Here is a 13,749-nt window from a genome sequence, read left to right on the forward strand (position 1 = left end):
ACCTCCCTTAGTCATTACTGTTGTTAACGTTGGTTGACTTGGTTTCTTCTTGATCAGCTGCGGCCTTCTTATCCTTAGCTTCCTGATCTTTCTTTTGAGCTAACTTGCTCAATGCATCAACGTTAACGACATCATCGTCATCATCAAGGTCACGAAGTTCGATTTCCTTGTGGCTGGCATCCAAGACCTTCATATCAAGGCCAAGTGACTGTAACTCTTTGACGAGCACACGGAATGATTCTGGTACACCAGGTTTTGGAATTGGCTCACCCTTAACGATGGCTTCATAGGTCTTAACTCGGCCAACAACATCGTCAGACTTATAAGTCAAAATTTCTTGGAGGGTATATGCGGCACCATAAGCTTCAAGGGCCCAAACTTCCATTTCACCAAAACGCTGACCACCAAATTGAGCTTTACCACCTAAAGGCTGCTGCGTAACTAATGAGTAAGGTCCAATTGAACGGGCATGAATCTTATCATCAACCATGTGAGCAAGCTTCAGATAATGCATAACACCAACGGCAATCTTCTTGTCAAATGGTTCACCAGTTCGGCCATCGTACAAGATGTACTTACCATCTGACGGCATTCCGGCTTCCTTAACAGCATCCCAAATGTCCTTGTCACGGGCACCATCAAAAACAGGTGTCGCAACGTGGATTCCAAGTTTTCTAGCAGCCATTCCTAAATGAAGTTCCAAAACTTGACCGATATTCATCCGTGATGGCACACCCATGGGGCTCAGCATAATATCAACCGGCGTTCCATCTGGTAAGAATGGCATATCTTCTTCTGGAATAACAACGGAAACAGTTCCCTTGTTACCATGACGGCCAGACATCTTATCACCGACTTGAATCTTCCGCTTTTGAGCAATGTAAACTCGAACCATCCGGTTAACACCAGGGGAAAGTTCATCACCATTTTCACGGGTAAAGATCTTAACGTCTTGGATAATACCGCCGCCACCATGAGGTACTCTCAACGAAGTATCACGAACTTCACGGGATTTTTCACCAAAGATCGCATGAAGTAAACGCTCTTCAGCTGATAATTCAGTAACCCCTTTAGGCGTCACTTTACCAACCAAGATATCTCCATCATGAACTTCGGCACCAATCCGAACAGTTCCGTCTTCGTCAAGGTTCTTCAAAGCATCTTCACCGACGTTAGGAATTTCTCTCGTCATTTCCTCAGGTCCTAATTTGGTATCCCGAGTTTCTGATTCGTATTCTTCAATATGAATTGATGTATAGACATCGTCTTTAACAAGTCGTTCACTAATTGCAATGGCATCTTCAAAGTTATAACCTTGCCAAGTCATGAAGGCAACAACGGGGTTTTGACCAAGGGCTAATTCCCCGCCCTCCATTGATGGGCCATCAGCTAAGATTTCATCAGCATCAACGTGGTCGCCAACTTTAACAATTGGACGTTGGTTATAATTCTTACCACCGTTTGAACGACGGAATTTCATAAGCTTGTACTTATCAAGTGACTTATCATCACGACGTACCCGAATTTCACGGGCATCGACATATTCAACCGTTCCTGGATACTTGCAAATAAGGGCAACCCCAGAATCATGAGCGGCTTTATATTCAATCCCAGTTCCAACAAGTGGTGCGTGAGGATCAACCAAAGGAACCGCCTGACGTTGCATGTTGGCACCCATCAAAGCTCGGTTAGAATCATCATTTTCCAAGAAAGGAATACATGCAGTCGCTACGGCAACAACTTGCTTAGGCGAAACATCCATGTAATCAACCTTATCAATGCTGATTTCGATGTTGTTTGATTGATGACGAGCCATAACAATGTTGTTAACGAATGAACCATCATCGTTCAATGGTGAGTTCGCCTGAGCAATAACAAAGTTATCTTCTTCGTCAGCGGTCAAGTAGTCAATTCGGTCAGTAACCTTATGACTTGTCCAATCAACCCGTCGATAAGGGGTTTCAATGAACCCATACTTATTAACCCGAGCATAACTAGACAAACTGTTAATCAATCCAATGTTAGGACCTTCAGGCGTTTCAATCGGACACATCCGGCCATAGTGGGTATAGTGAACATCTCGGACTTCATATCCAGCACGATCACGAGTCAAACCACCAGGTCCAAGGGCTGACAACCGACGTTTATGGGTCAATTCGCCAAGTGGATTGGTTTGATCCATAAATTGTGACAATTGTGATGAACCAAAGAATTCCTTGATTGATGCGACAACTGGTCGAATATTAATCAATTGTTGGGGGGTAACGGTTGACGTGTCTTGAATTGACATTCTTTCACGAACAACTCGTTCCATCCGTGATAACCCAATTCGGAATTGGTTTTGCAAAAGCTCACCAACTGAACGAATACGACGATTACCTAAATGGTCAATATCATCAATGCTGCCAATACCTTCTTGTAAATTAAAGAAGTAGTTCATTGAAGCGATAATGTCTGCGGGCGTAATGTGCTTAAAGCTCAATGGAATATTGTCATTACCGATAATTGGAACGACTCGGTCAGGATCATTAACTGATTGAACCTGAACAATTTGAACGGTCATTGGCTTGGTAACAACAGCCTCATCAGAAGGATTGAAAGTGTAGGCTTTGAAATCCTTCTTATCTAAGTAAGGTGCCAAATCTTTCATGACATCCTTAGTAACAACCGTTCCCTTTTGAGCAATTACTTCACCAGTATCAGGATCAGCCAAGGTTTCACCCAAGGTTAAGCCTAACAAACGGGTCTTTAAGCTGAGCTTCTTGTTGGTCTTGTAACGACCAACGGGCGCCATATCATAACGCTTTGGATCAAAGAAACGTGCTGTCAGCAAACTTCTTGACGAGTCGGCAGTCTTAGGCTCACCTGGCCGTAGTCGTTCATAAATGTCCTTCAACGATTCTTCAACTCGAGAATCATCAGTATCCTTATGAACATCCTTTTCCAAGGTGAGACCCAAACTTTCACTGTCACCCAACATGTCAACAATTTCTTGATCAGTGCCAAAGCCAAGGGCTCTGATCAATTCGGTTAAAGGAATTTTTCGAGTTCGATCAATTCGAACGTAGGCAATGTTCTTTGCGTCAGTTTCAAATTCAAGCCAAGCACCTCTGTTAGGAATAACAGTTGTTCCATAAGAAGCCCGGCCGTTCTTATCAGTGTCTTCATGATAGTAGACGCCAGGGGAACGAACTAATTGTGAAACGATCACTCGTTCTGCCCCATTAATGATAAACGTCCCTTGATCAGTCATTAGTGGAAAATCGCCAAAGAATACATCTTGGGTCTTAATCTCGCCAGTCTCGTGATTGGTCAATTTCAAGGTAATGTGAAGTGGCGCTGAATAGTTAGCCTCATGTTCACGAGCCTCGTCAACGGTGTACTTTGGCTCTAATAATTGATAATCAACAAACTCTAATGATAGTTTTCCTTGAAAATCATCGATTGGCATAATGCCTTCAAATGTTTCGCGAAGTCCCTCATCTAAAAACCAGTTGTAAGAATTAGTCTGGATTTCAATAAGGTTCGGTAAATCAAGCACTTCTTTGATTCGTGCATAACTTCGTCGGGTACGGTGTTTTCCATATTTAACTAAGTGTCCTGCCAAGTTTTTCACCTCTCCAAAAATTCCGGAACCGAAATGTTACAGTTTGATTACAATTGTATATTTTACCGGATTTTGAGCAAAAAAAATCCAAAAACAAGCTCAACTTGCTTTTGGTTTTTTATGCAGGTCAACCCGGACAATAGATCGCGTTGACCATTTCGATTCACAACAAATACAAGTAACAATATACCAATTTAGTCGATAAATGTCAACCAATAGTGCTCTGAATCAAATTATTTTTTATTATTTACCAAGGTCTTTCGATCTGGCTTCTTAACTGAGATGGTAATTTGCTTGTTTCGACCACCCACTGTAACTGAATCGCCAGGAACAATCTCCTTTGCCAATAACTTAGCACTCAATTGGTCTTCCAGTTCGGTCTGAATTGCCCGCCGAATTGGCCGAGCACCATATTGAGGGTCATAGCCACGATCAGCAATAATCCCAATTGCTGTTTTAGTAACTTTAATATCAATTCCTTGGTCGTGGATTCGCTTAATAACTGGCTTCGTCATCAAATGAACAATTTGGCCAAGTTCTGCTTTGGTTAAGGAATGGAAGACAACGACTTCATCAATTCGGTTCAAGAACTCTGGTCGGAATTGCTTCTTCAGAGCAGCTTGAATCGTATCCTTCATTTCGCTGTAGCCTTCCTTGGCATCCTCTTGTCCAAATCCAACCGTCTTCTTATCACGAAGCGTTGTTGCACCAAGGTTAGAAGTCATGATGATAACCGTATTTCTGAAGTCGATCTTTCGGCCCTTGGAATCAGTAAGATAACCGTCATCCAAGACCTGTAACAACAGGTTAAAGACATCCGGATGAGCTTTTTCAACCTCATCGAATAAAACAACGGAATATGGTTTTTGCCGAACTTTTTCAGTTAATTGGCCACCTTCATCATAACCAACGTATCCTGGGGCTGACCCAATCAAACGACTAGTAGAGTACTTCTCCATGAATTCACTCATGTCAACTCGAATCATATCATCTTCAGAGCCAAAGACCGCTTCGGCGACCGCTTTTGCTAATTCGGTTTTTCCGACCCCGGTAGGTCCTAAGAACATGAATGAACCGATTGGGCGATTAGGATCCTTCAATCCACTCCTTGCCCGTCTAATTGAACGCGAAACGGCAGAAATTGCCTCTTCTTGGCCAACAACTCGTTTGTGAAGCACCTTTTCCAAGTTAACCAATCGATCAGCTTCTGTACGGCTCAAACGGGTAACCGGAATTCCTGTCCATTCAGCGACAATTTCTGCCACGTCTTGACCAGTTTCCTTAACAGGATAATGGGTATCATCACCATTATCACTTTGATCATCCTTAGCCAGCTCATCTTGAAGGGCGTTGGCTTTTTTACGAAGCTTAGCAGCCTTGTCATAATCTTGAGCCACCAGGGCTTCGTTCAATTGTGACAACAACTCGGACAACTGCTTGTGGTCATCGACAACTTCTGAGTTTTGAAGATGGTCAATTCGGACTTTTGCAGCTGCTTCGTCCATCAAGTCAATTGCTTTGTCAGGTAAGAAGCGATCACTGATGTAACGATTAGATAGGTTAACAGCCGTTTCAATGGCGTCATCAGTAATTTCAACATGATGATGTTGTTCGTACTTCGGTCGTAATCCTTTGAGAATTTCCGCGGTCTCATCCGCTGATGGCTCATCAACCATTACTTTAGCAAACCGCCGTTCCAAAGCAGCATCGGATTCAATGTACTTTTGGTATTCATCAAGTGTGGTTGCCCCAATCAATTGGAGTTCACCACGAGCTAAAGCGGGTTTTAAAATATTGGAAGCATCAATTGCCCCTTCAGCGCCACCTGCACCAATCAATGTATGGAGTTCATCAATAAAGAGAATGATATTACCATCTTGATAGATTTCATCGATCACCTTTTTAAGGCGGTCTTCAAATTCACCACGATATTTAGTCCCAGCAACTAATGAGCCCATGTCAAGCATCATCAAGCGCTTGTTAACCATATCGCCAGGAACTTCACCCTTCACAATTCTTTCAGCCAAACCTTCAGCAATTGCAGTTTTTCCAACACCAGGTTCACCAATTAGCACTGGGTTATTCTTAGTCCGACGAGCTAAAATCTGGACCACCCGCTTAACTTCAAGGTCCCGGCCAATCGTTGGATCAAGTCGATCTTGACGGGCTAATTCGGTCAAATCACGAGCTAAAGAGTCAATTGTTGGCGTCTTTGATTCGTTTCGTTTTGATTGACGGCCATTCCGCTGCTTAGCTGCCATGTTTGAAGCCATTGAACCGCCACTAATCCCCATTTTTCTCAAAGTAACCTTGCGGATTTGTGACAAGTCAAGTCCTAAGTTAATTAAAATTCTTGATGATAAAATTGTTTCATCGGTTAGAAGTGAAAGTAAAATGTGTTCGGTTCCTACTTTAGGAACGCCATTTTTCTTAGCGAAGTCTCCTGCTTGAGCTAAGACTTCCTTAGCCTTTGGTGAGTATGGTAGATAATCGCTGTTAGACAAGTTCTTCAAATTGCCATAACCAGCAAAACGCTCTACCTCTTCTGTAATATCTTCAGCCGTAACTGAAAACTGTTGAAGTGCTTTATAAGCGATCCCATTAGTTTCGATCAGTAGACCTAGTAAAAGGTGTTCAGTACCGATAGCCTGATGTTTAAATTTCTTGGCTTGTTCCTGAGCGATGGTCAAAACGTTCTTAGCGCTTGGAGTAAACAAATTATTCATAGACACCCTCACTTTCTATCCTTCGTAACGTAAACGATTTAGTATCGATATCATTATATTCGCTCTCATAATATCTGTTAAATCGCTATTGTTCAGGTCAATCGCATCTTTATCAATCGCGGCCAGAATAATGCTGACTTCCCTGCGATTAATTAAGTCATTATTATATAACGTTTGGACGATCGTTTCACTATCTCTTTTGGATAACTTATTACCAATCGCTTCAATTAATGAATCTAAAACGTCAATATCGTCTAATAAGCGGACTTTTTCTATTCTAATGTAGCCGCCACCCCCACGCTTGCTCTCAACAATGTAACCATTTTGAATGGTAAACCGTGTATTGATCACGTAGTTAATCTGAGACGGTACAACGTCAAATAAACCAGCAATTTCAGAACGACGAATCTTAACCTGTTCGTTATCAGCAAGTATTTCCTTTAAATAACGTTCAATTAAATCTGAAATATTTTCGTCGGCCATGTCATCACCCATTCTTTGACTAATATTGACTATTATTATACGAATGTGTGCAGAAAGTGCAAGGAAAAGGATTGAGAGTAAAAAAACAAACAAGTCGTAATCGACACGGAAGCCTTTCTTGTGAGAATTCTGTAAGATCGAAATTTTTTATACAGAAAACTTAAATGTCGATGATTGTTTGTTTTTCGCACGATTTATTTCAAGAATCGAATTCCCTGGCCTGGTATTTTGCTGGCGGTAACGATACGGAAATTTCGGCATAGTGGCACACGTTGCAGCCCGGCAGCTCAATTTCCAAACCTGGTGCTGCCACCGAATGTAACATGCTTTTATCACCAAATACCAAAAAGAAAATTCACCGGTTCAAAAAAGCCCCCATCAGCAACCTCTTCAGATTACCAACAGCGACTATTAACTTCATGAATAAACAAAAAAATCGGGAAAACAAGATTTGAACTTGCGACCCCTACGTCCCGAACGTAGTGCTCTACCAAGCTGAGCTACTTCCCGATGATTCAGTATTGAATTAACATCATCAATATATCACAAAACATATCGATAAAAAAGTCGGGAAGACAGGATTCGAACCTGCGACCCCCTGGTCCCAAACCAGGTGCTCTACCAAGCTGAGCTACTTCCCGAAAATAATGGCAATAAAAAATGCACCCAGTAGGAGTCGAACCTACAACCTTCTGATTCGTAGTCAGACACTCTATCCAGTTGCGCTATGGGTGCAAAATAATTATTCAATTAAGCTTGTTAAGCAACAATCATTAATGATTGAAGCGGAAGACGGGATTCGAACCCGCGACCCCCACCATGGCAAGGTGATGTTCTACCACTGAACTACTTCCGCAAAATGCCGACTAGACGATTCGAACGCCCGACCTCTTCATTACTAGTGAAGCGCTCTAACCAACTGAGCTAAGTCGGCAAAATAACTATGTAGGTAAACTAGTACCTAATGCGGGCGAAGGGATTCGAACCCCCACGTCATAAGACACTAGAACCTAAATCTAGCGCGTCTGCCAGTTCCGCCACGCCCGCATTGTAAAAACTGGCAATGAGCCGTGGCAGTCTCGAACTGCCGACCCTCTGATTAAAAGTCAGATGCTCTACCAACTGAGCTAACGGCTCAATGGAGGATACAGGGATCGAACCTGTGACCTCCTGCTTGTAAGGCAGATGCTCTCCCAGCTGAGCTAATCCTCCATGAAACTATCTGAAACATGTTGGTAGTAACACCATCAACACAACTACTAAATTTTACCATTACCAGTTGATCTAAGTCAAGAAGTAATTTTAAAATTGCTTTTGCATTCATAGTTGGTTAATCCGCCAATTTCCGACAAAAAATATTATATCCTATCCTGGAAAACATTGCTAGTCCAATTTGCAAAAAAGTCGATATTTTTCTTCTTTCAATTTCTCTCAGGAATGATCCTTTGTGATAGCCATGATACACGTCTCTTCGAATAGCTCGCAATATCTATGATTTCTATATGATGTATGAGCCGTTATGAGCTTTCAATCATGGATTGATTCAAGTTCTGCTACTCCCTTGTCAAAGCTCGTTTGTAAGCATACTTTACCAAAAGACCAAACTCGTATTTTAAAGTGCCCCCTTGCTTAGCCTCAGTTCTTTAAGCATTTAGATTCACAGGTTACAAAAACGGCGAAGAACATTTCTGCTCTTCGCCGCTTGCCTCTAGAGACTAATTATCTCTTAAAGGAAATACTGGGGGAATGGTGAACGGACCATACCAAGATGGGGGATCTAAGTAAGACCGCGTAACCTGAAACAATCTCTTTGCAGGTTACATATATTAATTACGCAATTACTCCAGCTAATTATTTTTGTTTTTCAATTTTTGTTTTGCCATGCATGTATGGTCGTAACACTTCAGGGATTGTGACACTACCATCTTCATTTTGATAATTCTCTAAAATTGCGGCAACCGTTCGGCCAACCGCGAGTCCTGATCCATTTAAAGTATGGACGAACTGCAGTTTGCCATTATCATCGCGATACTGAATATGGGCTCGGCGCGCTTGAAAATCGGTGGTATTTGAACAACTCGAAATCTCTCGGTATTTGTCTTGAGCTGGGAACCAGACTTCCAAATCATGGGTCATCGCTGCCGTAAAGCTCATATCACTTGTCGTTAACGTAATCACATGGTAAGCCAAGCCCAACTTTTTAAGATTATCCTCGGCCTGGTGCGTAATTTCTTCGAGTGCATCCCATGAGTCTTCCGGCTTAGTAAACTTCACCATTTCAACCTTATTAAACTGGTGCAATCGAATTAGTCCCTTCGTATCGCGGCCAGCACTTCCGGCTTCAGAACGAAATGCTGGGCTAAGGGCTGTAAATGAAACTGGTAATTTTTCTTCTGGAATAACCTCATTTCGATAATAGTTCACCAATGGCACTTCGGCGGTTGGAATCATCGTCAAATCAGTTCCGGTCAGTTCATAACCTGCTTTGGTCTCCAAAAACTTAGGGAATTGACCAGTTCCATACATTGAATCTTCGTTAACCATGTATGGTGGGATCACTTCCTGATAACCAGCCGCCGTGTTTTGATCCAAATAAAAGTTGTAAACAGCCCGTTCAAGCAGCGCGCCATCCCCAATATAATAGACAAATCGACTGCCAGATACCTTAGCAGCTCGTTCAAAATCAAGGATACCAAGTTCTTCCCCAATATCCCAATGGTGCTTGGGCTTAAATCCAAATGACGGAATCTGACCAACCTTGCGAAGTTCAACCGAACCTTCTTCTGTTAGTGACACCGGAACTCCATCAGCCGGAATGTTTGGCAAATGAGCTGCCAAATCGTGTTCCTGTTCTTCAATTTGGCGAAGCTGATCGTCAAGCGCCTTGATCTTTTGGCCGGTCTGCTTCATTTCATCAATTGCGTCACTAGCGTCTTCCTTGTTCCGTTTTAATTGCGAAATTTTTTCCGACACGTCGTTTCGAGTTGCCTTCAGTGATTCTGATTGAACAATCAAATCACGCCGTTTTTCATCATATCCCAGCAATTCATCAATCGTTTCGGGTTTAATTCCCCGGGTAGCTAGTTTTTTCTTAGTAAAATCTGGATCTTTTCGAATTTGCTTAATATCTAACATTTAAAATCCTCCTCGTAAAATTTAAGAACTATCCTCTCTCTAACCATCAGAACCGGTACCAGATACTGATCTTTGGCTTCTTGGACAATCAGCTTTTAAGCACACAAAAAGGATCCTTCATCATTGGGACGAAGGATCCTTTTCGCGGTACCACCCAAGTTCTTAAACCACAAATTGTGGTTAAGCGCTCTAGTATGGTAACGGCATACACCGTGCGGCATTGCCCGCCCGTTTATTTATGCTGGAATGTTCGACGACAATTCGCACCAACCATTGTCTCTCTGAAGTCTACTGAATAGGCACAAAACGTTTTATCTGTCTTAGATTATAACCAATCACTAACTAAACCACAAGTTGTTAAATAGCTAGCTGAGCTATTTTTTGATCAATCAAGTCGATTACCCGATTTTTATCAGCATCTTTTTCAACAAAATCATACTTATCACCGTCAATTTGGATCTTAGGTGACTTGTCATAGGCCGCGAACCACTTTTGGTAACGGGCATTAAGATCCTTGTAGTATTGATAGAGACTTGGGTCGTTATCAATTTGTTCGTATGAACGGCCCCGTTTTTGAATTCGCTTGAGCATTGTCTCAAAGGAAATGTTGATGTGAATCAGCAAATTGGGGTTCTTACTATGAGGGGTCTCTGGAAGCTCTTGCATCATATTTTGAAGTAGCGAATCATAGATGGTGACTTCCGTTTCGGTTGCCCGGCCAAGATCGGCATTAAGGTGAAATAAAAGTGAATCCTCAAAAATTGATCGATCAAGAACACTCTCGTCATTCTTCCAAGCCTTCTTAATATCATCCATTCGCCGATTTAAAAAATCGATTTGGAGTAGAAAAGCATACTTCTTCGGATCCTTATAGAAAAGCGGCAAAATTCGATTATGTTCGACAGATTCATAGTATGCAGGCGTCCCTAAATGTTTCGAGAGCATTTGAGTTAGCGACGTCTTCCCGGCACCAATTGTTCCAGCTAATACAAGCATGTTTAATCCCCTAACGTTAAGTGAAATTGTCTTTGTACACTCAACATATTGTACTAGTTCACAGTGCCCGGTTCAACATATTGTATGATTTATTTTAAATTGGAAACATCCACAACTTCAATATTGTCCATACCACCATAGGCTTCGAACCACGGCGTTGCTTTCTGTGACAAGATTTCGGTAAGTTCCTTAATATTTCTAGTTCCCTTGTCCTTTAACCAAGAAACCAATGCGTCTTCTCCACCCTTAATCCAAATATCGACACTTTCGAGCCAAGTAGCCCGGCCACTCAAAACGCCATTAAATTGGGCACCTGCATCCCCTGCTAACTTTAACTCCCGTTGGAAAATCGGGGTGGGTACACCAGCGCTCAGGAAAATGTATGGTCGGGTCGCTTCATCACTAAGCTGCTTTAAATACCCCTTAGCTTGTTCCTCAGTATAAGCATACTCATCACTGTCAGTCCAACCTTCGACATAAGTTGGGTTAAACGGCACTTCCATCTTTAAAACATCGATGTGGTATTTATCCTGAGTGAATTCTTTCATTGACTTCAAAACCAGCTCCGGCTTGATCTTGGCAAATGCCAAAGATTTGCTGTCCAGCTTATCATCGTAAGTAACAATCTCGAAGAAAGTGGGTGTTTCAGCCGCTAAGCCCTCAGTGCCGTAACGCTGAGCGAAAGCTTTTTTGACATCATTAATTTCATCAGGATCATTGGGATTGTAGTATACCAACACCTTTAACGCGTTGGCACCACGCTGAACCATGATTTGGGCCGATTGGTCTGGTATTAGGCTTGGTAGTCTACCCGGCGTATCGGCATCGTAACCGGTCTTTTCATAAGACATAATCAAGCCCGTGCTCTTGTCCTTAGCTGCAATTCCTTTATAGCCCATCTGATCATCTAGCAGCACTGCTGAGCTCAGGTAACTGAGTTCTCTTGAAACAATTTCCTTAAAATCGTAGACCATATCCATGTTGAAAACTTTGTTATATTTTTCGGAAGCGATTTTCATCGCCTTAACAAGTGATCCGCGCTGATCTAACGCCATTGCATTGATAATTCCCTTTTCATCAGAAACGGTCATCATTTTTCGAAACTTACCTTTTGACATAAACTTTTTTGCCATATTTTCCACCTCATTTATTAAATATACCAATTGCATCGATTTTAACAAACAAGTACGCAGCTTGGCAAGTTATATTGGTTAATAAATAAAAAAAGGCCTATCTTAATGGATAGACCAATTAGTAAGGAATGCCGTTATCCTTTATTTAGTTTTGATAAATCTTCATCCTTATGTGATGGGGAAACATCTATTTTTTCAAGTGGAATGATTTTCGTATGGTTTTTAAGTTTATACGCAATGTACAATATCAGCACAAGTGGCACGCTGATATACGTTACCAGAATCTGTTTCCAATCAAAGTTCATAAACGCGGTCGGATTCTGGCCAACGATGACCAAAATGCACAAGATTAGACATAGTACTGGCCCAAATGGGAATAATTTAGCGTGATATTTAAGTTCACTCAAATCATGTCCTTGCTTAATAAATGCCCTTCTAAACCGATAGTGGGAAATTGCAATTCCAAACCAGGCAATGAACCCGGTAAGCCCTGATGCAGCCACTAACCACATATAGATCTGTGGGCCTGCGATGCTTGAAATAAAGGTTAATAGCGAAACAACCGTCGTAACAAGGAGCGAATAGTATGGAATACCATTTTCAGCCGTTTGCCCAAGCTTCTTAGGTGCGTAGCCACTGTTAGATAGTGAGTACAGCATCCGAGTCGATGCGTACATGCCCGAATTAGCTGAAGAAATAACTGATGTTAGAATGACCGCATTCATCACGCTTGCCGCGGCTGCAAGGCCAGCTCGTTGAAATACTAGAGTGAAGGGGCTAATCGCAATATCGGTCGCACTTGATCCTAATAATGAATGACTCGTATACGGAATAATTGCCGCAATTACAAAAATCGTCAAAATATAGAATAAGATAATCCGCCAAAAGACTTCGTTAATCGCTTTAGGGACACTATGCTGGGGATCCTGCGACTCACCAGCCGTGATTCCCACCAATTCGGTTCCTTGAAATGAGAATCCCGCAACAACGAAAACACTCAAAATAGCTGGAAAGCCACCAACAAACGGCGCTTGTTTGATTGAAAAGTTACGCATGCCGATAAAATGGCCACCCATAATCCCAAAAATAGTGAGCGCCCCGATTGCAAGAAAAACAATAATCGTCACAACTTTAATCGCTGACATCCAGAATTCGGTTTCACCAAACGTACTGACCGACATTGCGTTAATTAAGAAGATTAGGATTAACGCAATGGCACTCCAAATCCAGGCTGGCACATTAGGCAGCCAGAATTTCATTACCAAAGCAGCGGTACTAATGTCAACGGCGACGGTAATTGCCCAGTTAAACCAGTAATTCCATCCCATCGCAAATCCCAAAGCGGGATCAACGTACTTTGCTGAATATGCCGCAAATGAGCCTGAGATTGGCATGTTTGTTGCCATTTCGCCTAGACTGGTCATGAGAAAATACACCATTAAGCCCATCAAAATATAGGCCGTCAAAGCACCTCCTGGCCCTGCTTGACTAATTGCTGACCCACTAGCTACAAATAGACCAGTTCCAATACAGCCACCTAATGCAATCATAGATACATGGCGCGCTTTTAGGCCCCGTTGAACGTGGCCGTTGGGTTCTTCGTTTGAATTTTCCTTCATCATTTTGTCTCCTAATCTTAAAGTGAGCGGAGTCAGGCGCTTAGAAACCG

General features: G+C 42.2%; 7 protein-coding genes and 8 tRNA genes. All 15 read right to left on the bottom strand.

The window, feature by feature from the left end:
• Positions 1-7: 7 nt before the first annotated feature.
• The 15 genes from rpoB to FC98_RS05800 all read right to left on the bottom strand — a co-directional run bounded on the left by rpoB (position 8) and on the right by FC98_RS05800 (position 13,699).
• A complete protein-coding gene (gene rpoB / locus FC98_RS05730) occupies positions 8-3,616 on the bottom strand; it encodes a DNA-directed RNA polymerase subunit beta (RefSeq protein WP_054654623.1) in 3,609 nt (1,202 codons plus the stop codon).
• A gap of 224 nt (positions 3,617-3,840) precedes the next feature.
• A complete protein-coding gene (locus tag FC98_RS05735) occupies positions 3,841-6,333 on the bottom strand; it encodes an ATP-dependent Clp protease ATP-binding subunit (RefSeq protein ID WP_008855813.1) in 2,493 nt (830 codons plus the stop codon).
• Positions 6,334-6,348: 15 nt separating this feature from the next.
• Positions 6,349-6,816: a CtsR family transcriptional regulator gene (locus FC98_RS05740; protein WP_040470918.1), complete on the bottom strand. Its 468-nt coding sequence runs from the start codon at positions 6,814-6,816 to the stop codon at positions 6,349-6,351.
• 436 nt (positions 6,817-7,252) lie between these two features.
• Positions 7,253-7,326 (bottom strand) — tRNA-Pro (locus FC98_RS05745).
• 57 nt (positions 7,327-7,383) lie between these two features.
• Positions 7,384-7,457, bottom strand: a tRNA-Pro gene (locus FC98_RS05750).
• Between the two features lie 20 nt (positions 7,458-7,477).
• Positions 7,478-7,551 (bottom strand) — tRNA-Arg (locus tag FC98_RS05755).
• Between the two features lie 49 nt (positions 7,552-7,600).
• Positions 7,601-7,672: transfer RNA gene (locus FC98_RS05760), tRNA-Gly, on the bottom strand.
• Positions 7,673-7,676: 4 nt separating this feature from the next.
• Positions 7,677-7,750 (bottom strand) — tRNA-Thr (locus tag FC98_RS05765).
• 31 nt (positions 7,751-7,781) lie between these two features.
• Positions 7,782-7,863 (bottom strand) — tRNA-Leu (locus FC98_RS05770).
• Between the two features lie 17 nt (positions 7,864-7,880).
• Positions 7,881-7,953, bottom strand: a tRNA-Lys gene (locus FC98_RS05775).
• A gap of 2 nt (positions 7,954-7,955) precedes the next feature.
• Positions 7,956-8,028, bottom strand: a tRNA-Val gene (locus FC98_RS05780).
• Positions 8,029-8,667: 639 nt separating this feature from the next.
• Positions 8,668-9,951: a serine--tRNA ligase gene (gene serS / locus FC98_RS05785; RefSeq protein ID WP_008855845.1), complete on the bottom strand. Its 1,284-nt coding sequence runs from the start codon at positions 9,949-9,951 to the stop codon at positions 8,668-8,670.
• 357 nt (positions 9,952-10,308) lie between these two features.
• Positions 10,309-10,947, bottom strand: a complete 639-nt coding sequence (locus tag FC98_RS05790; RefSeq protein WP_008855844.1) for a deoxynucleoside kinase — start codon at positions 10,945-10,947, stop codon at positions 10,309-10,311.
• Between the two features lie 89 nt (positions 10,948-11,036).
• Positions 11,037-12,080, bottom strand: a complete 1,044-nt coding sequence (locus tag FC98_RS05795; RefSeq protein WP_056949312.1) for a tagatose 1,6-diphosphate aldolase — start codon at positions 12,078-12,080, stop codon at positions 11,037-11,039.
• 134 nt (positions 12,081-12,214) lie between these two features.
• On the bottom strand, positions 12,215-13,699 hold the full coding sequence (locus tag FC98_RS05800; protein WP_054654625.1) for an amino acid permease: 1,485 nt from the start codon (positions 13,697-13,699) through the stop codon (positions 12,215-12,217).
• Positions 13,700-13,749: the final 50 nt, after the last annotated feature.

The sequence above is a fragment of the Lentilactobacillus kisonensis DSM 19906 = JCM 15041 genome (genome assembly GCF_001434135.1).
GTDB classification, from domain to species: Bacteria; Bacillota; Bacilli; order Lactobacillales; family Lactobacillaceae; genus Lentilactobacillus; species Lentilactobacillus kisonensis.